This window comes from Streptomyces yerevanensis (assembly GCF_000716805.1).
Taxonomy (GTDB): Bacteria; Actinomycetota; Actinomycetes; order Streptomycetales; family Streptomycetaceae; genus Streptomyces; species Streptomyces flaveus.
The window spans coordinates 69436-89729 of the sequence record NZ_JNWJ01000017.1 but is presented as its reverse complement, the minus strand read 5'-3'; the positions used below and the strand labels follow the sequence as shown (position 1 = coordinate 89729).

At 72.3% G+C, this 20294-nt stretch carries 20 protein-coding genes; 13 read left to right on the top strand and 7 right to left on the bottom strand.

Going from position 1 to position 20294, the window contains the following annotated elements:
* Nucleotides 1-34: 34 nt before the first annotated feature.
* From OP79_RS19765 to OP79_RS19735, 7 genes are read left to right on the top strand one after another with little or no spacing between them, the layout of a single operon-like run.
* Complete coding sequence (locus tag OP79_RS19765) at nt 35-1216, top strand: amidohydrolase family protein (RefSeq protein ID WP_033321577.1); 1182 nt, start codon at nt 35-37, stop codon at nt 1214-1216.
* Nucleotides 1213-2676, top strand: a complete 1464-nt coding sequence (locus tag OP79_RS19760) for a FadD3 family acyl-CoA ligase (RefSeq protein ID WP_033321576.1) — start codon at nt 1213-1215, stop codon at nt 2674-2676. The genes OP79_RS19765 and OP79_RS19760 overlap by 4 nt, the downstream gene beginning before the upstream one ends.
* The gene (locus tag OP79_RS19755) at nt 2673-4259 is read left to right on the top strand and encodes a methylmalonyl-CoA mutase family protein (RefSeq protein WP_033321575.1); all 1587 of its coding nucleotides are present in this window, start codon (nt 2673-2675) and stop codon (nt 4257-4259) included. Before OP79_RS19760 ends, OP79_RS19755 begins: the two co-directional genes overlap by 4 nt.
* Nucleotides 4259-4660, top strand: coding sequence for a cobalamin B12-binding domain-containing protein (locus OP79_RS19750; RefSeq protein WP_033321574.1), 402 nt, complete (start codon nt 4259-4261; stop codon nt 4658-4660). The genes OP79_RS19755 and OP79_RS19750 overlap by 1 nt, the downstream gene beginning before the upstream one ends.
* A 13-nt stretch (nt 4661-4673) precedes the next feature.
* Nucleotides 4674-5630: a TIGR03564 family F420-dependent LLM class oxidoreductase gene (locus OP79_RS19745; protein ID WP_033321573.1), complete on the top strand. Its 957-nt coding sequence runs from the start codon at nt 4674-4676 to the stop codon at nt 5628-5630.
* On the top strand, nt 5627-6745 hold the full coding sequence (locus OP79_RS19740) for a CaiB/BaiF CoA transferase family protein (protein ID WP_245685386.1): 1119 nt from the start codon (nt 5627-5629) through the stop codon (nt 6743-6745). The genes OP79_RS19745 and OP79_RS19740 overlap by 4 nt, the downstream gene beginning before the upstream one ends.
* On the top strand, nt 6742-7773 hold the full coding sequence (locus OP79_RS19735; protein ID WP_033321572.1) for an NAD(P)H-dependent amine dehydrogenase family protein: 1032 nt from the start codon (nt 6742-6744) through the stop codon (nt 7771-7773). Before OP79_RS19740 ends, OP79_RS19735 begins: the two co-directional genes overlap by 4 nt.
* A 73-nt stretch (nt 7774-7846) precedes the next feature.
* Here OP79_RS19735 and OP79_RS19730 read toward each other — a convergent pair whose 3' ends face one another.
* From OP79_RS19730 to OP79_RS19715, 4 genes are read right to left on the bottom strand one after another with little or no spacing between them, the layout of a single operon-like run.
* Entirely contained in the window at nt 7847-8773 is a 927-nt protein-coding gene (locus OP79_RS19730; RefSeq protein ID WP_033321571.1) for a TIGR03564 family F420-dependent LLM class oxidoreductase, read from the bottom strand.
* A complete protein-coding gene (locus OP79_RS19725; protein WP_033321570.1) occupies nt 8758-9348 on the bottom strand; it encodes a nuclear transport factor 2 family protein in 591 nt (196 codons plus the stop codon). The genes OP79_RS19730 and OP79_RS19725 overlap by 16 nt, the downstream gene beginning before the upstream one ends.
* Complete coding sequence (locus OP79_RS19720; RefSeq protein ID WP_033321569.1) at nt 9345-9884, bottom strand: hypothetical protein; 540 nt, start codon at nt 9882-9884, stop codon at nt 9345-9347. Before OP79_RS19720 ends, OP79_RS19725 begins: the two co-directional genes overlap by 4 nt.
* A 15-nt stretch (nt 9885-9899) precedes the next feature.
* Complete coding sequence (locus tag OP79_RS19715; RefSeq protein WP_245685385.1) at nt 9900-10715, bottom strand: SDR family NAD(P)-dependent oxidoreductase; 816 nt, start codon at nt 10713-10715, stop codon at nt 9900-9902.
* Nucleotides 10716-10758: 43 nt separating this feature from the next.
* Here OP79_RS19715 and OP79_RS19710 point away from each other — a divergent pair, with 43 nt between their 5' ends.
* The 4 genes from OP79_RS19710 to OP79_RS19695 all read left to right on the top strand — a co-directional run bounded on the left by OP79_RS19710 (nt 10759) and on the right by OP79_RS19695 (nt 14719).
* Nucleotides 10759-11397, top strand: coding sequence for a TetR/AcrR family transcriptional regulator (locus tag OP79_RS19710; RefSeq protein WP_051744757.1), 639 nt, complete (start codon nt 10759-10761; stop codon nt 11395-11397).
* Nucleotides 11398-11495: 98 nt separating this feature from the next.
* Nucleotides 11496-12824: an acyl-CoA dehydrogenase family protein gene (locus OP79_RS19705; protein WP_033321567.1), complete on the top strand. Its 1329-nt coding sequence runs from the start codon at nt 11496-11498 to the stop codon at nt 12822-12824.
* Entirely contained in the window at nt 12821-13855 is a 1035-nt protein-coding gene (locus OP79_RS19700; protein WP_051744756.1) for a phosphotransferase family protein, read from the top strand. Before OP79_RS19705 ends, OP79_RS19700 begins: the two co-directional genes overlap by 4 nt.
* 15 nt (nt 13856-13870) lie before the next feature.
* Nucleotides 13871-14719, top strand: coding sequence for an SDR family NAD(P)-dependent oxidoreductase (locus tag OP79_RS19695; RefSeq protein WP_051744755.1), 849 nt, complete (start codon nt 13871-13873; stop codon nt 14717-14719).
* 43 nt (nt 14720-14762) lie between these two features.
* Here the strand turns inward: OP79_RS19695 and OP79_RS19690 are convergent, their stop codons facing one another.
* A complete protein-coding gene (locus OP79_RS19690; RefSeq protein ID WP_033321566.1) occupies nt 14763-15533 on the bottom strand; it encodes an SDR family oxidoreductase in 771 nt (256 codons plus the stop codon).
* A gap of 53 nt (nt 15534-15586) precedes the next feature.
* Here OP79_RS19690 and OP79_RS19685 point away from each other — a divergent pair, with 53 nt between their 5' ends.
* A complete protein-coding gene (locus OP79_RS19685) occupies nt 15587-17041 on the top strand; it encodes a class I adenylate-forming enzyme family protein (RefSeq protein WP_033321565.1) in 1455 nt (484 codons plus the stop codon).
* A complete protein-coding gene (locus OP79_RS19680; protein ID WP_033321564.1) occupies nt 17034-18179 on the top strand; it encodes a thiolase family protein in 1146 nt (381 codons plus the stop codon). The genes OP79_RS19685 and OP79_RS19680 overlap by 8 nt, the downstream gene beginning before the upstream one ends.
* Before the next feature lie 487 nt (nt 18180-18666).
* Here OP79_RS19680 and OP79_RS19675 read toward each other — a convergent pair whose 3' ends face one another.
* Complete coding sequence (locus OP79_RS19675) at nt 18667-19464, bottom strand: acyl-CoA thioesterase (RefSeq protein WP_033321644.1); 798 nt, start codon at nt 19462-19464, stop codon at nt 18667-18669.
* A gap of 37 nt (nt 19465-19501) precedes the next feature.
* Nucleotides 19502-20290, bottom strand: a complete 789-nt coding sequence (locus OP79_RS19670) for an acyl-CoA dehydrogenase family protein (protein WP_033321563.1) — start codon at nt 20288-20290, stop codon at nt 19502-19504.
* Nucleotides 20291-20294: the final 4 nt, after the last annotated feature.

The window sequence follows — 20294 nt, the reverse complement described above, 5'->3', positions numbered from 1 at the left end:
AATAAGGTTCTCTCAATCAGCAAAGGAGGATCTCATGCCCTCGCGCACGCTGCCCTTTCCGCTCTTCGACGCTGACAACCACCTCTACGAGACCCGCGAGGCCCTGACCAGGTTCCTCCCGAAGGAGTACGACGGGGCGATCGAGTACGTCGACGTCCGCGGCCGCACCAAGATCGCCATTCGGGGGCAGATCAGCGAGTACATCCCGAACCCGACCTTCGACGTCGTCGCCCGTCCCGGCGCCATGGAGGAGTACTTCAAGGTCGGCAACCCCGACGGCAAGACCCGCCGGGAGATCTTCGGCGAGCCGATGCGAGCCATCCCCGCCTTCCGCGAGCCGGGCCCGCGGCTTGAGCTGCTGGACGAACTCGGCATCCAGCGCTCGCTGATGTTCCCGACCCTCGCCAGCCTCATCGAGGAGCGGATGAAGGACGACCCGGAGCTCATCCACGCGGTCATCCACGCCCTCAACCAGTGGCTGCACGAGACCTGGGGCTTCGTCTACAAGGACCGCATCTTCACGGTGCCGGTGATCACGCTGCCGTTCGTGGACAAGGCGATCGACGAGCTGAACTGGGTGGTGGAACGCGGCGCCCGCGCGATCCTCGTGCGACCCGCGCCCGTGCCAGGGGTGGGCGGCGTCACCCGCTCCTTCGCCCTGCCCGAGTTCGACCCGTTCTGGAAGCGGGTGCAGGAGACCGGCGCCCTCGTGACCTTCCATTCCTCCGACAGCGGCTACGCCAACTACGCGAACGACTGGGAGGGCAGCACCCGTGAGTTCCTGCCGTTCAAGCCGAACGCCTTCCGGCAGGTGAACGAGTGGCGGCCGATCGAGGACGCGGTGTCCTCGATGATCTGCCACGGCATGCTTTCCCGCTTCCCCGAGCTGAAGATCGCGGTGATCGAGCAGGGAGCCGCGTGGGTGGAGCCGGTGCTGGGCCGGCTCGCGGATGTGTACAAGAAGATGCCGCACGAGTTCCAGGAGAATCCGGTCGACGTCTTCAAGCGGCACATCCACATCAGCCCGTTCTGGGAGGAGGACATGGCCGCCCTCGGCGACCTGATCGGCATCGAGCGGATCCTCTTCGGCTCCGACTACCCCCACCCGGAGGGCCTCGCCGACCCGGTGACGTACGTCGACTTTCTCGGCAAGCTCGACGACACCGACAAGGCCAAGGTCATGGGCGGCAACCTGGCCCGCCTGATGGCCTCGTGAGCGGGTCGAGGTGGCGCAGCATCCCTGAGCTGGCGCTCAGCGCCGCCGACCGGTTCGGTGACGCGGAGGCGGTCGTCGACGGGGGAGTGCGTCTCACCTTCCGTGAGCTGGCCGATCGCATACGGGTGGCAGCCGGCGCCTACGCCTCGGAACTCGGCATCCGCAAGGGCGACCGAGTGGCCCTGTGGGCGCCCAATTCCGTCGAGTGGATCGTCGCGGCGTTCGGGCTGCTGGCTGCCGGAGGCGTGCTGGTCCCCGTGAACACCCGGTTCAAGGACGCGGAGGCGCACGACATCGTGCGCCGCAGCGGGGCCAAGGCGGTGCTTGTCGAGGACGGCTTCCTCGGCCGCGAGTTCACGGCACCGGACGGTGTGCCGGTCGTCGACGTGCGGTCCGGTTTCCTCGCTGCCGGCAGTCCGCTGGAGCGGGATGTCGGCGAGGACGACCTCGCCGACATCATCTTCACCTCTGGGACCACGGGCCGGCCCAAGGGCGTCATGACCACCCACGGCCAGACGCTGCGCCTGTACGACGAGTGGTGCGACCTGGCCCAGCTGCGCCGCGGCGACCGCTACCTGATGGTCAACCCGTACTTCCACATCTTCGGCTACAAAGCCGGACTGGTCGCCTCCTTCCTGCGCGGCGCGACCATGCTGCCGGTCGCCGTCTTCGACCCCGGCACGGTGCTCGACCTCGTGGAGCGCGAGCGCGTCACCGTACTGCCGGGGCCGCCCACGCTCTACCACGCGCTGCTCGCGGCCCCGCCGGGCCGGGACCTGTCGTCGCTGCGCGTCGCCGTCACCGGCTCCGCCGACATCCCCGTCGAACTGGTCCGCCGGATCACCACCGAACTCCCCTTCCAGCACCTGATGACCGGCTACGGCCTCACCGAGGCCGGCACCGTGACCGCGTCCCGCCCCGGCGACCCGTACGAGGCCGTCGCCACCACCGTCGGCCGCCCCTGCGAAGGCTTCGAGGTACGCATCGCCGAGGACGGCGAGGTCCTCGTCCGCGGCTACGCCGTGATGCAGGGCTACCTCGACGACCCCGCCGCCACCGCCGAGGCCGTCGATCGCGACGGGTGGCTGCACACCGGCGACCTGGGGGAACTGGACGAGGAGGGCCGGCTGAAGATCGTCGGCCGGAAGAAGGACATGTTCATCGTCGGCGGCTTCAACGCCTACCCGGCGGAGATCGAGGGCTTCCTGCTCGAGCATCCGGCCGTGGCGCAGGCCGCCGTCGTCGGGGTGCCGGACGAGCGGATGGGGCAGGTCGGTAAGGCGTTCGTGGTGGCACGACAGCAGGTGACCGCCGACGAGCTGATCGCCTGGAGCAAGAAGCGGATGGCCGGGTTCAAGGTGCCCCGGTACGTCGAGTTCCGCGATGCGCTGCCGCTCGGGGCCACCGGCAAGGTGCTCAAGAACCGGCTGGCCGCCGAGGAGGTGGCACCGCAGTCATGACCGATGCCGACGACGTGCGTACCCCGTCCGGCCTGCCGCTGAAGTCCGTCTACACGCCGGACGACGTCACCCGGCAGCCGCCCGCGCCCGGTGCGTACCCCTTCACCCGCGGCAATTTCCCGACCGGCTACCGGGGCCGGAAATGGACCCGCCGCCAGTACTCGGGCTTCGGCACGGCGGAGGAGTCCAACCGCCGCTACCGCTACCTGCTCGACCAGGGCTCGACCGGCCTGTCCGTGGCCCTCGACCTGCCCACCCAGTGCGGCTACGACTCCGACGACCCGGAGTACGGGGACGAAGTGGGCCGGGTCGGCGTGGCCGTGGACACCCTCGCCGACGTCGAGATCCTCTTCGACGCGATCCCGCTCGACGAGGTCAGCACGAGCTTCACCATCAACGGCACGGCGGCGATCCTCCTCGCCCTGTACGTGGCCGCCGCCGAAAAGCGCGGCATCCCGCGCGCGAAGCTCACCGGCACCATCCAGAACGACATTCTCAAGGAGTACGCCTCGCGCGGCACCTGGATCTGGCCGCCGGAGCCGTCGCTGCGGCTGATCGCGGACACCATCGAGTTCTGCGCCGGGCAGGTGCCCCGCTTCAACGCCATCTCGGTGGCCGGCGCCCACTTCCGCGACGCCGGGGCCAACGCCGTACAGGAGATGGCGTTCACCCTGGCCGACGGCGTGACCTACTGCCAGACGGTCCTGGAACGCGGGCGGATGACCATCGACGACTTCGCCCCGCAGATCTCCTTCTTCTTCTACACGCACGGCGATTTCTTCGAGGAGATCGCCAAGTACCGGGCCGGGCGCAGGCGGTGGGCGAGCATCGTCCGCGACCGCTTCGGTGCGACGACCGACAAGGCCTGCATGTTTCGCTTCGGCTGCGTGGCCGGCGGCGCGTCGCTGTACGCCCCGCAGGCCCGCAACAACACCGTGCGCGTCGCCTATGAGGCCCTGGCCTCGGTGCTCGGCGGCGTCCAGTCGATGTTCACCGCGGCCTGGGACGAGCCATTCGCGCTGCCGAGCGAGGAGTCCGCGACGCTCGCGCTGCGCACCCAGCAGATCCTGGCCGAGGAGACGGGCGTTGCCGCCGTCGCCGATCCGCTCGGTGGCTCGTACTTCGTCGAGGCGCTTACGGACGCGACCGAAGCGAAGGTGATCGAGATCATGGACGACCTGGAGCACCACGGCGGCATGGTCCACGCCATCGAGGACGGCTACCTGCAGGGCCTCATCGCCGACGAGGCGTATCGCACGCACCAGGACATCGAGTCCGGCGTCCGCCCGGTGGTCGGCGTCAACCGGTTCACCACCGATGAGCCGGCCCCCGACATCGCCACGTACGAACTCGACGCCGCAGGACGCGAGCGCCAGCTGAAGCGGCTCGCCCGGGTCAAGGCCGAGCGCAGCGCCGCCGGCGTGCGGCGCACGCTGGAAGCACTGCGGCGGGCTGCTGACACGCCGGACGTGAACCTTGTGCAGCCGCTGGTGGACTGCGCCGCCGCGTACTGCACCGTCGGCGAGATGTCCGACGTGCTGCGGGCGGCGTGGGGCGAGTTCCGGCAGCCGGTGGTGTTCTGATGGGCGCCCGCATACTCATCGCCAAGCCCGGGCTCGACGGCCACGACCGTGGCGCGAAGATCGTCGCGCGGTCGCTGCGGGACGCCGGTTTCGAGGTCGTCTTCACCGGCATCCGGCAGCGGGTGCCCGACATCGTCGCCACCGCCGTGCAGGAGGACGTCGCCCTCATCGGGCTGAGCATCCTCTCCGGCGCGCACATCGCCCTGACGACCCGCACCGTCGAGGTACTGCGCGCCGCCCGCGCCGGCGACATCGCCGTCGTCGTGGGCGGCGCGATTCCCGCCTCGGACATCCGCCGCCTGCACAAGGCGGGCGCGGCGGCCGTGTATCCGACCGGCACCCCCCTGGACGAGATCGTGACCGACATCCGCCGGCTGACCGCCGCGCCCGACCGATCGTGAGGACCGAAACCGTATGCGTATCGGAGTGATGACCGGCCCGGAGCGGGGCGACAGCGCGCGTAAGGCCGCCCGGATGCTCGACGACGCGCGCTGGGCCGAGGAGGCCGGCTTCGACACCGTGTGGGTGCCGCAGGTGCCCACGGACTTCGACGCGCTCACCGCCATCGCCCTGATGGGCACGGTGACCACGCGCATCGAACTCGGCACGGCTGTCGTGCCCGTACACGCCCAGCATCCGATCGCCCTCGCCCGGCAGGCGCTGTCCGCGCACGCCGCGGCCCAGGGCCGGCTCGCGCTGGGCGTCGGCGCCTCGCACCACTGGATCGTGCGCGACATGCTGGGCCTGCCGTACGAGAAGCCCGCCGCCTATCTGCGCGACTACCTCGAGGTCCTGGGTACGGGCGTGAGCGGGGCGAGCTCGGTGGACGTGACCAACGAGCGCTTCACCGTGCACAATCCGCTGGGCCTCGCCCCCGTCGCCCCGCTGCCCGTCCTGGTGGCCGCGCTCGGTCCGGTCATGCTGCGCATCGCGGGGGAGCGGGCCGACGGCACCGTGCTGTGGATGGCGGACGAGCGGGCCGTGGCCGAGCACGTCGCGCCACGTATCACCAAGGCCGCTGCCGCGGCCGGACGGCCGGCCCCGCGCATCGTCGCCGGCATACCGGTCTGCCTCTGCGAGCCGTCCCGCGTCGACGAGGCCCGCGAGCGGGCCAACCGCATCCTGGGCGAGGCGGAGATATCGCCCAACTACCAGCGCCTGCTGGAGTACGGGGACGCCCGCGACGTCGGCGACCTGTGCGCGGCGGGGGATGAAAAGGCGATCGCGGCCCGCTTCAAGCGCTTCGCTGATGCCGGCGTGACGGATCTGTCGGTGCGGCTGCTGCCGATCGGGGAGGGGCGGGAGCAGCTGGTGGCGTCCAAACTGCGGACACGGGACGCGGTGGCGGCGATCGCGCGGGAGTTCCGGTGAGGGATCCGGTCCGGGACGGGGATCCGGTGCGGTGCGGTTCGGCCTCCGGCGTCGGGGACGCCCGTGGCCGGACCGGCCCGCTGGCCGGGCTGCGCGTCCTGGAGGTCGGCCACATCCTCGCAGGCCCGTACGCGACCATGCTGCTCGCCGACCTCGGCGCCGAGGTCACCAAGGTCGAACCGCCGGGCGGCGACCTCTCCCGCCAGGTCTCCGACGCGTACTTCGCCAGCCTCAACCGGGGCAAGCGCTCCGTCCGTCTCGACCTGACCACCCCTGTCGGCCAGGCCCGCCTGCACGACATGGCCCGCGACGCCCACGCCCTGCTGGTGAACCTCAAACCCTCCGCCATCCGCCGCCTCGGCCTCACCTACGAGGCCCTCGCCCCGGTCAACGACCGCCTGGTCTGCGTGGCCGTCACCGGCTACGGCCTCGACGGCGCCGACGAGCCCGCCTTCGACTACGCCATCCAGGCCGCCACCGGCGTCGCCGCCCTGACCGGCGACCCCGAAGGGCCGCCCCAACTCCCCGGCTACTCGGCCGCCGACAACTCCGCGGGCCTGACCGCCGCTCTCGGCCTCCTCGCGCAGGTGCACTCCGGACGCGGCGGCCAGGTCGAGGTGACCTTGCGGGACGTCATGCTCTCCCAGCTCAACTACCGCGCCTCCGCCTGGCTCAACGAGAGCACGGCCCCGCAGCGCCGGGCGGGCGGCGCGCACTCGTATTACGTACCGGCACAGCTCTTCCCCACGGCCGACGGCCACCTGGCGCTGTTCATCACCCACGACACCTTCTGGCGCGCCTTCGCCACCGAGGCCGACGTGGACCAACCGGCCTTCGCAACCATGGCCGAGCGCTCGGCCCGCCGCGAGGAGGTGGTGGCCGCCGTCACCAAGGCGCTGTCGGCGGACACCGCGCTCGGCTGGGAGGCCAGACTCCGTCCGCTCGGGGTCGCCGCCGCGGCGGTACGCACCCTGCCGGAGGCCTTGGCCGCGGACCCCTCCGTGATCGTCCAGGCGGGCCGATTCCGCCTGATCGGGAGCCCGATCCGGGTAGCCGGCCACACGCCGTCGTACGCAGACCCGCCACGTCTCGGCGAACACGAGGAGGCCACATGATCCGCGTCGTCCAGTGGGCCACCGGCACCATTGGCGCCCGAGCCCTGCGCGCCGTCATCGAACACCCGCAGCTGGACCTGGCCGGCGTCCATGTCACGGGCGAGGACAAGGCCGACGCGGACGCGGGCACCCTCTGCGGCCTGCCCCCGACCGGCATCCACGCGACCACGGACCCCAAGCAGATCCTCGCCCTGGGCGCCGACTGCATCCTGCACATGCCCCGCGTCCTCGACGTCGATGAGCTGTGCACCCTCCTCGAATCGGGCGCCAACGTCGTCACCACCTGCGGCGCCCTCCACCACCCGCCGAGCATGGACCCGGACGTACACGCCCGCATCGCAGCGGCCTGCACCCGGGGCGGCACCGCCGTCCACGCGACCGGCAGCAGCCCCGGCTTCATCACCGAGGCGCTGCCGCTGACGCTCGCCTCGATCCAGCGCCGCCTCGACCGCCTGGCCATCTCGGAGTACGCCGATCTGTCGCAGCGCCCCTCACCGGAGATGCTCTTCGACCTCATGGGTTTCGGCCGCGCCGCCGCCGGACCCGACCCGCGCCGACTGGCCCATATGCGGGAGAGCTTCGGCCCGTCGCTGCGGCTGCTGGGCGACGCGCTCGGGCTCCGTATCGACGCGGTGGAGGCCACTGGCGACGTGGCGACCGCGCGCAAGAACACCCGAATCGCCGCGGGTGTCATCGAGGCCGGCGGCGTCGCCGCACAGCGCACCACCGTGGCCGCCATGCACGACGGCCGCCCGGTGCTGAGCTTCACCGCCACCTGGTATTGCACCTCGGACCTGAACCCTGCCTGGGAGCTGCGCCCCACCGGCTGGCACATCGCGGTGGACGGCGACGCCCCACTCGACATCGACCTGCGCTTCCCCATCCCACTGGAGCGGATGGCCGACATCTCCCCGGGATACACCGCCAATCGTGCGGTCAACGCGATCCCGGCGGTGGTCGCCGCCCCGCCGGGCATCCATTCGACGCTCGATCTCCCGCATCTGGTCAGCGCCCTGCCGGAGTCCTAGTGGCCGCAGGTTCGGCTGCTGCCGTGGGGTCGTCCGCCTGGGCTGCGCCCGGCCCGGCCGGGACGACGGGAAGTCAGTGAGGACTCGCCGCGGCCTCCCGCAACAGGTCGCGGGTGCGGCGCACCGATGCCGCCGGATCCGGCCCCGCCGGGACGATCGCCGCCCAGATGTCCGTCGCGCCCGCGTCCAGCAGCGACTTCAGTTGCTTGCCCACCGATTCCTCGTTGCCCACGATCGCCGCGTCCGCAGGAGAATCGGCGCCGCCGATGTCCAGGATGCGCTGGTAGCTGGGCATGCCCGCGTACGTTCCTGAGGTCGCCGCGACCGCCGCCCGCGCCTCGGCCGTGTCGTCGTGCACCACCACCGGCAGCCCCGCGACGATCCGCGGGGCCGGGCGCCCTACCGCCTCGGTGGCGGCGGTCAGGCGCGGCGCGATGTGTTCTCCGACCGCCCGCGCGGGCGCCATCCACAGCACGGTGCCGTCGGCGTACTGGCCGGCGACGCGCAGCATGCGGGGCGACAGGGCCGACAGCAGGACGGGCACGGGTTGGCCGACGGCCGTCATCCGGCCGCCCGCGCTGCGCGTCGTCCACTCCTCGCCCTCGAAGTCGACGTCTTCGCCGCGCAGCAGGGCGGTGAGGATGCGGACGTATTCCTCCGTGCTCTGGCCGGGGCGGTCGTACGACAGGCCGTACACGCCGCGGATCAGGGCCTCGTGCGACGGCCCGATGCCGAGGGTGAGGCCGGGGCGGCCCATCGTGGCGGCGGCGGAGGCGGCCCGGTTGGCCTGCAGCAGCGGATGGCACGGGTAGGTCTGCAGCACCGCCGTGCCCAGCTCGATCGTCGACGTCGCGCGGCCGGCGTGTGCCATGGGCGTCAGTGGATCGCCCAGCACGGTCGAGGCGTACCAGAGCGAGGTGAAGCCGTCCGCCTCGGCGCGCTGCGCCTGCCGGACCAGCTTGTCCGGCGTCGCCGCGCCGCCGGTCAGGCCGATGCGCATGTGCCGCCTCCTGTGTTCCAGCGGGTGGGTGCGGGTGCGTCCGGCAGCAGGGGCCGGGCGTACGAAAGGTCGTCCAAGTCGCGAGTTCCCTTGAGATATCCCTGGTCGCGGAAGGCCGTCGACCGCAGGACGGAAGCATCGGCGGTGAACATCACCTCGACCGTCGAGCGGCGCACCGCGATCCGCCAATGGCCGTCGCGACGCTCCAGCCGGTCGAGATAGCGGCCGCTGATGAACTGCGCCGTGCGGTCGTCGGTGCCGAGGAGGATGACGATCACGTAGCTCTCGCAGTGCGCGGTGTCGCCGTCGATGTCGCAGGAGTGGGTGGTGATGTTGTGGGTGTGGACGCGGGAGGTGGCGGCGTGGACCTGGTTGGCCCAGCCGGCATAGGCGGGCCCCGAGTTGATCGTCGATCCGTGCTCGTCGGTGCCGTCCGGGTGGTAGGCGCTGGTGACGAGGTCCGTGTCGTGGCGGTCGCAGCCCCGGGCATGCCGGGCGATGCAGTCGAGGATCTCGATGCGGTCCTTGAGATACCGCACGTCCTGGCGCAGAGCATTGTCGTCGGGAGCGGTCATGCGTCATCCCTTCCGGTCGAGTCGGCGCGGACGACCACCCACACCCGGCCCAGGTTTTGCACCCTCCCGAATTCGGAACTGCTGTCACCCGCACGCTGCGCGGTGACCCGCAGCACCGGGAAGTACGTCCTGGGCTCCCGACAGGTCTGCGTGGCCCGGACCTCGGCGGCTGGGCGGGCAGGTCCGACAGAGTGGGCGGTGAAGTCGCCGCTGCCGGCGAAGCCCCACTCTGCGGCCACGATGCGGCCCGCCCCGGGTGGCGCCGTGATGTGCGCCCGGAAGCCGACCGCACGCCCTGCCGCCACTTCGATCCGGTCGCCGCCCGCGACAGCGAGGTCGACCACCGGCTGGATGCCGCGCTGGACCCCGGCTTCGCCGACGACCGCGACCTGCCCGCCGGACACGGCATACCGAGTCGACCTGGCGGGCGCCACGCCCCTCTCCACCCATGCGCTGACGTCGCGCAGCGCCTGCTGCACCATGCCCATGGCGCCCGCCGCCGTCCCGACGAACTGCCGTCGTGACCATCGACCCATCACACGTCCTCCGTCTCAGGGCATGCCGCCGTCGACCCGCAGGGTCGCGCCGGTGGTGTACGAGGCGGCGTCGGACATCAGGTACAGGGCGGCCCCGACGACCTCGCGCGGATCGCCGATGCGCCGCAGCGCGTGGCCGCGCACGCCGGCCGCCAGGGCCTCGGGGTCGTCCTGCCAGTGCCGGGTGGCCCAGGTGGCGAACGGGCCGCACATCAGGGTGTTGACGCGGACCGTCGGACCGAACGCGTGCGCCAGGCCCTCGGTCATCGCGTTGAGCCCTGCCTTCGCCGCCGCGTACGGCACGATCGGTGCGCGGGGGCGTATGGAGCCGGTGGAGCTGACGTTGACGATCGACCCGCCGCCCGCCTCGGCCATCCGCTGTCCGACCAGCACCGACAGCCGGAAGGGCCCTTTGAGGTTGAGGGCGACGACGGCGTCGAACATCTTCTCCGTCACCTCGCCCAGATCCTCGTACACCGGTGACATCCCGGCGTTGTTGACCAGCACGTCCAGCCGGCCGAAGCGCTCGTGCACCGCGTCCACCAGCTCCGGCAGCTGCTCCCAGCGGCCCACGTGCACGGCATACGGCAGGGCGGCGCGGCCGGTCTCCTTCTCGATCTCGCGGGCGGTGGCGGCGCACGCCTCGTACGTCCGCGAGGCGATGACGACGTCCGCACCGCAGCGAGCCGCGCCGAAGGCCATCTCGCGGCCGAGTCCGCGGCTGCCGCCGGTGACCAGCACCACGCGCCCGCTGAGGTCGAACAGGCCGTCCGCGTATCCCATGTGCGTTGCCCCGATCGACAGGTCCGGCAGTGCGTGCGAGATTAGCATTCTCTTTATAGAGAACGGAACTCTTGCACAGGAGGTGGATGTTGTGACTGCGACCGACCCCAATCCCCCCACGCTCGCCGAGCGCGCCGTGCGCCGCCGGATGGCGGCCGCCGAGGAGGGAGCCCGCGCCGAGGTGGACGCCCTGCTCGACGCCGGGTTGCGGTTGATGGCCGAGGGTGGCCGCCGCTCGCCCCGGGTCGCGGACATCGTGGCCTCCGCGGGCCTGTCCAATGACGCCTTCTACCGGTACTTCGACGGCAAGGACGCCCTGGTCGAGGCGATCGTCGAGCGGGGCGCCAGAGAACTCGCCGCCCGGGTCCGCCGACGCTTGCAGCGTGCCGCCGACGCCGCCCCCGAGGAGCGGCTGCGCACCGGTGTCGCGGCAGTGGTGCGGCAGGCGACCGACCCCGGCCTGGCCGCACGCATCCGCGCCGTGCTGTCGGCGGGGGTGGCGCCGGTGCCGGACGCGGGGCATGTGATGGTCGTGCTGGTGGACGACCTGGGGACGCTGTTCGCTGCCCCCGCCCGCGAGTTGGGGGCCGCGGACCCGGAGCGTGCCGGGCGGACGGTCGCCGGCGCGGCGATCGCGGCGCTGCAGCACTGGCTGCTGGCCGGCCGTACGCCGGATGAGGCGGATATCGAGCAGCTGATGCGCTTCCTGGTGGCCGGCGCCCGGGTCTGAGCCGCCCGGTAGCTTGCGCCAACAGCGATTCCTGGACGGGAGAATGTCATTCTGCTAGCTTGCGAATACCGTTCTGACTTCTCCGGAAGGGACGCCCCATGTGGGACTTCAGCACCGACGCCGCCTTCCAGGCCCGCCTCGACTGGGCCGACGCCTTCGTACGCGACGAAGTCGAGCCGCTCGACGTGCTCTTCCCGGGCAACGCGGACCCGTACGACCGCACCAGCCGCGTCTACACCGAAGGCGTCCGCCCGCTCCAGCAGCGGGTGCGCGACCAGGGGCTGTGGGCCGCGCATCTGCCGCCCGAGCTCGGCGGCATGGGCATGGGGCAGCTTCAACTCGCCCTGCTCAACGAGATCCTGGGCCGCTCCGGCTGGGCCCCGATGGTCTTCGGCACCCAGGCCCCCGACTCCGGCAACGCCGAGATCCTCGCCCACTACGGCACCGAGGAGCAGCGCAAGGAGCACCTGCAGCCGCTGCTGGACGGCCACATCGTCTCCACCTTCGCCATGACCGAGCCGACCGGCGGCGCCGACCCCGGTGGCTTCACCTGCCGGGCGGTCCGCGACGGCGACGACTGGGTGATCGACGGCGAGAAGTGGTTCGCCTCCAACTACCCGCACGCCGCCTTCGTCATCGCCATGGTGATCACCGATCCGGACGTCCCGGTGTACCAGGGCTCCTCGATGTTCATCATCCCGGCCGGCACCCCCGGCATGGAGATGGTGCGCGCCACCGGCCTCGCCGGTGAGCCGCTCGGCGAGGGCGCGCACGCCTATCTGCGCTTCACCGGCTGCCGGGTGCCCGCCGAGAACCTCCTCGGCGAGCCGGGTACCGGCTTCGCCATCGCCCAGACCCGCCTCGGCGGCGGACGCCTGCACCACGCGATGCGGACGGTCGGGCAGTGCCGGCGGGCGCTGGAGATGATGGCCGAGCGCATCGCCGGCCGGCGCACCCGCGGCCGCCCGCTCGCCGACCAGCAGGCGGTACGGCACGCGCTCGCGGACAGCTGGATCCAGTTGGAGCAGTTCCGCCTCCAGGTGCTGCACGCTGCCTGGCACGCCGACAACGCCGCCCGTACCGGCACCAAGGAGGACGCGCGCGCGGCCCGGCTGCACATCTCCGCCGTGAAGGCCGCCACGCCCACGATCCTCGTCGACATCGCCTACCGCGCCATGCACCTGCACGGCGCGCTCGGCGTCTCCAACGAGCTCCCGCTGACCCGCATGTGGCAGGCCGGCCCCGTGCTCGGCGTCGCGGACGGCCCCACGGAGGCGCACAAGGACGTCGTCGCCCGGCTGCTGCTGAAGGACGTGGAACCCCCCGACGACCGGCTGTTCGGCTCCGCACACCTGCCGGCCCGGCTCGCCGCCGCCCGCGAGAAGTACGCGGACCTGGTCCGGTCGGAGGAGGCGACGACCCGGTGACCGACACCCTGGCACTCCTCAACGACTGGCCGGGCCTTGCCGGCCTCCCCGGTGACGGACCAGTCGTCGGGCTGCCTCCGCTCACGGGCGGCGGGCAGAACATTCTCTCCCTGCTGCGTCGCGCCGACGGCACCGAACTCGTGCTGCGCATGCCCGGCCGCCACCTCAAGGAGCGCGCCGCCGACGCCTTCCGCCGCGAGAGCGGCGCGCTCGCGGCCCTCGCGGGCACCGACGTACCGCATCCGCGCCAGTACGCCCACAGCGGCGACGACGACTCCCCGCTCGGCGGGCCCTTCTCCATCCTGGAGAAGATCGACGGCTTCACCCCACAGGGCCGCTTTCCCGGCCGCTACGCCGAGGACCCCGACTGGCGCCGCCGCGCCGCGTTCGCCCTGGTGGACGGGGCGGCGAAGCTCGCCACGGTAGATCCGTACGCGGTCGGGGCGGGCGAACTCGGCCGCCCCGAGGGCTGGGTGGAGCGCCAGCCGGAGCGCTACCTGCGCATGCTGCACGGCTACCGCGGCAGCGCCGCCTACCGGGAGGCCGAGTCCCCGCACGTCGACGCGGTGGCCGCATGGCTGTCGGCCCATACCCCGAAGCAGGGCCGCACCGGCATCGTCCACGGCGACCTGCAGTTCGCCAACGTGATGCTGTCCCACGACGCCCCGCGACTGGCCGCGATCATCGACTGGGAGATGGCCTCCCTGGGCGACCCGCTGCTCGACCTCGCCTGGATCCTCACCGCCTGGCGCGAGGACGGCGACCCGCCCGGCGGCGAGCCATACCTGAAGCCCTGGGACGGCATGCCGTCGCGCGCCGAACTCATCGCGTACTACGCCGAGTCCACCGGCCGCGACATCTCCGCCTTCCGCTGGTTCGAGGTGCTGGCCTGCTTCCGGCTGGCCGCGCTGCTGGAGGGCAGCTGGTACGCCGCCGTGGAGGGCCGCCGGGACCGGGAGACGGGCCAGGCGATGCACGGCTACGCGCAGTGGCTGTGGGCGAAGGCGCGCGTGGAGATGGCCCGGGACTGAGCGGAGGGGTTGGCATTGCGTATCGACAAGGGACAGGTCGCGGTCATCACCGGCGGTGCCAGCGGCATCGGCTACGGCCTCGCCGAGGCGCTCGCGGCCCGTGGGGTCCGGCTGGTCGTCGCGGACATCCGTGAGGACGGGCTCGCGGAGGCGCAGGAGTCGCTGCGCGCGGCCGGTGCCGAGGTCACCGCCGCAGTCACCGACGTCAGCGACGCGGCGTCGGTACACCGCCTCGCCGACCACGCCGTCGCCGTGTACGGACGGGTGGACCTGGTGTGCAACAACGCCGGGGTCGTGTGCCCGGCCGCGCCGATGTGGGAACAGGACGACCGCACCTGGGAGCGGATGATCGGCGTCAAGCTGCGCGGCGTCGTCCACGGTGTGCGCGCGTTCGCGCCGCTGCTCATCGCGCAGGGCGCCGGGCACTTCCTCAACACCGCCTCCGCAGGCGGCCTCGCCCCGCTGCCCGGCCGCACGCCCTACGCCGGCACCATGCACGCGGTCGTCGGCCTGACCGAGACCCTCGACGCGGAACTGAAGCAGGTGTCGCCGACGCTCGGCGCGACCGTGCTGTGCCCCGGTCTTGTGGACACGCCGCTCGGCGAGAACTCGGCCGCCCTCGGCGCGATCCGGCTCCCGCCGGGCGCCGACTCGATGCGCAGTGCGGCGGCCGGTCGGGACGGTATCCTCACTCGGCGCGAAGTCGCGGAGGCGGCGCTGGCCGCAGTGGCGGCGGGCCGGGTGTACACCGCCCCGGGCGCCGGCGTCGCCCGCCGCGCCCGGACCCGCGTCGAGGGCCTGTTGGCCGACATCGCGGCGGGGGAGGGGGCCCCACCGGGGGTGCACCCGGCGGGATCCGCCTGACCCGCGCTCAGGTGGGGCGACGGCCGCCGGGGTGGGCTCGTTGCTACTTCGGCGGGAACCTCAACGCGCCGTCCAACCGGACGACCTCGCCGTTGAGGTAGTCGTTCTCGCACAGGTGCTGCACCAGGGCCGCGAACTCCTCGGGACGCCCCATCCGGCGCGGATGCGGTACCTGCGGGCCCCAGTACGCAGAGAGCTGGTCGGCCGCCTTGCCGTAGGCGGGCGTGAGGACCGTGCCGGGGGCGACCGACACCACACGGATGCCGACCGGCGCCAGATCGCGCGCCGCGACCAGGGTCATCGCGGCCACCCCGCCCTTCGCCGCGGCGTAGGGGAGCTGCCCGATCTGGCCTTCGTAGGCGGCGATCGACGACGTCGTCACCACGACGCCCCGCCCTTCGTCCTCCCCGTACGGCTCGGTGCGGGCCATGGCGGCGGCGGCGAGCCGCATCACATTGAACACGGCGGTCAGATAGTGCTCGACCGTCGTCCGGAAGGCGTCCAGCGACAGCGGCGTGCCGTCCTTGCCGACCAGCCGGCCGCCGCCGGCCGGACCGCCGTGGCAGTCCACGCAGATCCGGAACACCCCCGCACCTGCCGCCTCGTCGACGGCCGCCCGCACCGACTCCTCGTCGGCCGCGTCGGTACGGACATAGCGCACGCCATCCAGCTCGCCCTCGAGGGCCTTGCCCTTGTCGTCGGCCACGTCCGCCACGACGACCCGGGCACCGGCGGCGTGCAGCCGGCGCACCGTCGCCTCGCCGAGGCCGCCCGTACCGCCGACCACCAGTGCCGAACTTCCCTGTATCAGCACACCCTTCCTCCTCCTTGTAAGTCGAGATCTACCTGAGAGAGAATAATGTTCTCATGAATATAGCCGTGATTCTTGAAATGGCGGCCGCTTCCGCGCAGCCTCCGTCCGTCGCGTGCGCGGGCCGCAGGCTCGACGCGGCGGAGCTGCTGCGCCTGTCCCGGCACGCCGCCGACCGCTTCCGCGACCGCCCCGCGGTCCTGTATACGGGCGCGAACCATCTCGCCTATCCCGTAGCCCTGTTCGGCGCGGCACTGGCCGGCGTCCCGTTCGTTCCGCTGAACTACCGGCTCGGCGAAGACCAGCTGGCCGCGCTGGCGACCCGCCACCCCGGCGCCGAGGTGCTGCGCCCGGACGAGCTCGACGCGCTGCTTCAGGCGCCGCCGGGCGACGCACCGGCCCCCACATCGCCGGACAGCCGGGACGCAGTGGCGGTCATCCTCTACACCAGCGGCACCACCGCCGCCCCGAAGGCCGCGCTGCTGCGCCACCGCCACCTGATGGCGTACGTCCTCGCCACGCAGGAGTTCGGCGCGGCGGATCCTGCCGACGCGGCGCTTGTCGCGCTTCCGCCGTACCACATCGCGGGGTTGATGAACCTGCTCAGCAATCTCTACTCGGGGCGGCGCGTCGTGTACGAGCCCGCTTTCGACGCCGGCCGCTGGCTTCGGACCGTACGCCAGGAGCGGATCACCCACGCCATGGTGGTGCCGACGATGCTGGCCCGTATCACCGAAGCGGTCGGCGCGGGCCCGGCCGACGCCCCCGCGCTGCGCAGCCTGGCCTACGGCGGCGCCCGCACGCCGCGCCATGTCATCGAGCGGGCCTTGCGCCAGTTCCCCGACACGGGGTTCGCGGGTGCCTACGGGCTCACCGAGACGTCCTCCTCTATCGCTGTTCTCGGCCCGGACGACCACCGGGAGGCGATGGGCTCGACGAATGACGCCGTGCGGGCCCGCCTCGGCTCGGTCGGGCAGCCGCTGCCCGGCGTGGAGGTGGAGATCCGTGACGATTCGGGGGCCGCCGTGCCTGCGGGCTCCAGTGGACTGGTCTTCGTACGCGGCGAGCAGATCTCCGGCGAGTACGGCGGAGCCGAGCGCGGAGCGGACGACGGCTGGTTCGCCACCCGGGACCAGGGCCGCATGGACGCGGACGGCTACCTCTTCATCGAGGGGCGCGCGGACGACACCATCATCCGCGGCGGCGAGAACATCGCTCCTGCCGAGATCGAGGACGTCCTCATGCGCCACCCGGACGTCGAAGAGGCCGCAGTCGTCGGCGTCCCCGATGCGGAGTGGGGGCAGCGGATCGTCGCCGTCCTGGTCGGCACCGCGGACCCGGACGAGATCCGGGCGTACGCCAGGGAGCGGCTGCGCTCGTCGAAGACCCCCGACACGGTGGTGGTGCGTGCCGAACTGCCGCGCACCACCACGGGCAAGCTGCTGCGCCGCACCCTCGTCACCGAACTCGCCGACCACGCCGCGTCAGAAGGGGATCCGACCCATGCCTGAAGCGCCGAAAGCCGTCATCACCGCCGCGCTGCGTACGCCCATCGGCACATCGATGAAGGGCACCTTGCGCGACACCACCGCGTACGAACTGGCCGAGCACGTCGTACGTGCCGCCGTCGACGGCCTGGACCCGCAGGACATCGACGACCTGATCCTCGCCGAGGGCCACTACGGCGGTGGCGTCATTGCCCGGCACACGGCCGTCCGCCTCGGCCTGGCCGAAGTGCCGGGCCTCGCGGTCAACCGGCACTGCGCCGCCGGCCTTTCGGCCGTCCAGACCGCGGCGGCGAGCATCATGGCCGGCATGGAACGGCTGGTGATCGCAGGCGGCGTGCAGTCCTTCTCCACCGCCCCGAAGAGCGCCTACCGCGTCGACGGCGAGTGGTGCGAGCCGTGGACGCCGCCCACGCACCCGGACCGGCCGAACGCGCCGAACCTCGACATGTCGATCAGCGTCGGCTGGAACACCGCCGTCAAGGCCGGGCTCAGCCGGGCGGAGCTGGATGCCTGGGCGCTGCGCTCGCACCAGAAGGCGATCCAGGCGCTGGACGAGGGCCGGTTCAAGGAAGAGACGGTGCCGATCGACACCCCGCACGGGACGTTCGCAGCCGACGAGCATCCGCGCCGCGGCACCAGCCTGGAGAAGCTGGCAGCGCTGCGGCCGCTGCACCCGGAGATCGAGGGTTTCAGCATCACCGCAGGCAACGCCTCCGGCGTCAACGACGCGGCGGCGATGCTGGTCGTCGCGAGTGACCGGCTCGGGCTTCCGGCCCTGGCCACGGTGCGCTCCTGGGCATCGGTCGGCGTGGACCCGGCGCTCATGGGCCTGGCGCCGGTCACCGCCATCCCCAAGGCGCTGGCGCGGGCCGGGCTTTCGATGGCGGACGTGGCCCTGTTCGAGATCAACGAGGCGTTCGCGTCCGTACCGCTGGCGGCGATCAAGGAACTGGGCCTGAACGAGGAGAAGGTGAACGTCAGCGGCAGCGGCTGCTCCCTCGGCCACCCGGTGGCCGCCAGCGGCGCGCGGATGCTGGTGACCTTGGTCCACGAACTACACCGCCGCGGTGGCGGCGTGGGCGTGGCGGCGATGTGCGCCGGCGGCGGGATGGGAGCGGCGACAGTGGTGGAGGTGAACTGAGCCGCCGCCCGGCTCGTGCCCCGTGCCGCGCGACGAAATCGTTGATCACGTCGGAGTCCATCGTTACCGTGGCTCGCCGTACTCGATGACCACGGTCTCGAGGAGCGACAGTTCGCGCAGCGTCAGCGCACGGCCTTGTCGCCCCGTGACAGCGGGATGCCGGTGCCGGCGTGCAGCGCGTGTGCGCGCAGTGGACTGACGGAACTGAACGCCCGTACACCGGAAACGGATCCGCTGGACGCGCTCCGGGGTCAGCTGGCGGTCCTCCGCGAGAACCAGCAGAGCACGGTACGCGACTTCCTCGCATCCGTGGTTCCCGCGCTCGGACGCTGAAGCTTGCCATCGATGCGAACGGGCGGATCCAGTGTGGGCAGCCGGTCGCTCAGCGGGAGCTCGGCGCGGCGCCTCGCGGCGTACGGGACGGCGCGAGCGCAGGGTCGCCATCTCGCGCCGCAGTGATGGGTCGTGCTGTGGGTACGGGGACCACTCAGTCCCGGAAGCGCAGCAGTGCTTCCTGGGCGAACGCGGCCGCCAGCGCTCCCTGCCGGCTCAGCACGTCGCCCAGACCGTACGCGCGGCCGTGGGCGGCGAGTGGGCTTCGCTGGCGCAGCAGCAGCCAGTCGTCCGTGCGCAGCGGACGGTGGAACCACACGGTGTGCGAGGTGACCGCGGAGGCGAAGGCGCCCCCCGCGTCCCGCTGGGACAGGCCGTCCACCGGGCGCAGCGCCGTGCCGATGAGGGTCAGGTCCGTGGCGTACGCGAGAAGCGCCGGCCCCAGCTCCGGTGCGACGGGCGGGGTGCGCAGCCACAGATCCAGCGTCGGCGGGCCCACGGCGGGCGCGTCGAGGTCGGCGTGCGAACGCGCCTGGAAGGGCAGAAGGTCAAGCGACAGGGCGTGCTCGGGCCCGGGAAGGTCCGGCAGGGGAGCGGCGGTCTGGCGGTCCGGACCGTCCTCCCACGTGTGCATGCTCGCCGTCGCGACCGCCACCGTGCGGTGCCCTTGCGCCGCCTCCAGGCGGACGGTCGCGAAACTGCGGCCTTGGTGGGGGCAGTCGGTGGTATACCTGACCGGCTCTTCGCTGCTCCCCTCGCGTACGAAGACCGTGTGCAGTGACTTGACCGCCTTGCCGGGGGCGGTGAGGCAGGCCGCCTGCACGAACTGCGCCAGTAACTGCCCGCCGTAGAGCCGGTGGTACGGAAGCTGCTGCGAGCGTCCCTCGTACGCCTGGTCCCCGACGGGCTTGAGGACCAGGCAGTCCAGGAGGTCGGTCCAGCGGTCTGTCATGTTGTCGGCTCCCATCGGATGTCCGGCGGGACGGGGATCACAGGTCTACGAGGCGGGGCGCCGCGCCCCGGGTGGCCAGCACCCGGCCCGCCTCGCGGGTGAGTTCGCGGGTGCTGCCGAGCAGGCCGTCGAGGACGAGCGTGCGTTTGACGTGCCGGTGCAGCGGGTGCTCGGCGGTGAAGCCGAGACCGCCGAGCGCCTGCTGGCAGTGGCGGGCGGCGGTGAGCGCGGCCCGGCCGGCGGCGGCCTTGGCGAGCAGTGAGCTGAGGTCGCCGTCGGCGTGCACCAGCGTCGCCTCGGCGCCCTCCAGGGCGACCAGGGTCTCGGCGAGGCGGTGGCGGAGGGCCTGGAAGGAGGCGAGCGGGCGGCCGAACTGGTGCCGGTCCAGGACGTGCCGGCGGGCGAGCGCCAGCATGGCGTGGCCCGTGCCCAGCAGCCACCAGGCCAGCGCCTGCCGGCCGAGCGTCAGCGGGACCGGGGCGCCCTCGGCGACGCTCAGGAGCGGAAGTCTGGGGTCGACGGCGGTGCCGACGGCGGTGGCCTCGCGGCTCCACTCGACCCACTTCCCGCCGGCGTATGGCATGGGGAGCGCGCCGCCGAGCGGGCGGCCCATCTCGTACAGCAGCACGTCGTTGACCAGCGGCGCGTGCGCGCCCGTCTCGCCGAGCAGGCGGAAGACGGCGCGGATTGCGGCGGACGGTTCCTCGGCCAGCATGTCGGGCCACCCGAGTTCGGTCAGTGCCGCGTCGAGTCCGCCGCCGGAGGGCGTGGCGGTCATCGTCTTGCGCAGGGTCTCCTCGAGCAGTTCGCGTTCCTCGGCGTCCACGGCC

Coding starts and splice junctions, on each gene's coding strand:
- OP79_RS19755 (WP_033321575.1), top strand. CDS start 2,673: ATGACCGATGCCGACGACGTGCGTACCCCGTCCGGCCTGCCGCTGAAG.
- OP79_RS19735 (WP_033321572.1), top strand. CDS start 6,742: ATGATCCGCGTCGTCCAGTGGGCCACCGGCACCATTGGCGCCCGAGCC.
- OP79_RS19685 (WP_033321565.1), top strand. CDS start 15,587: ATGAATATAGCCGTGATTCTTGAAATGGCGGCCGCTTCCGCGCAGCCT.
- OP79_RS19715 (WP_245685385.1), bottom strand. CDS start 10,715: ATGCTAATCTCGCACGCACTGCCGGACCTGTCGATCGGGGCAACGCAC.
- OP79_RS19705 (WP_033321567.1), top strand. CDS start 11,496: ATGTGGGACTTCAGCACCGACGCCGCCTTCCAGGCCCGCCTCGACTGG.
- OP79_RS19720 (WP_033321569.1), bottom strand. CDS start 9,884: ATGGGTCGATGGTCACGACGGCAGTTCGTCGGGACGGCGGCGGGCGCC.
- OP79_RS19725 (WP_033321570.1), bottom strand. CDS start 9,348: ATGACCGCTCCCGACGACAATGCTCTGCGCCAGGACGTGCGGTATCTC.
- OP79_RS19765 (WP_033321577.1), top strand. CDS start 35: ATGCCCTCGCGCACGCTGCCCTTTCCGCTCTTCGACGCTGACAACCAC.
- OP79_RS19730 (WP_033321571.1), bottom strand. CDS start 8,773: ATGCGCATCGGCCTGACCGGCGGCGCGGCGACGCCGGACAAGCTGGTC.
- OP79_RS19675 (WP_033321644.1), bottom strand. CDS start 19,464: ATGACAGACCGCTGGACCGACCTCCTGGACTGCCTGGTCCTCAAGCCC.
- OP79_RS19745 (WP_033321573.1), top strand. CDS start 4,674: ATGCGTATCGGAGTGATGACCGGCCCGGAGCGGGGCGACAGCGCGCGT.
- OP79_RS19680 (WP_033321564.1), top strand. CDS start 17,034: ATGCCTGAAGCGCCGAAAGCCGTCATCACCGCCGCGCTGCGTACGCCC.
- OP79_RS19750 (WP_033321574.1), top strand. CDS start 4,259: ATGGGCGCCCGCATACTCATCGCCAAGCCCGGGCTCGACGGCCACGAC.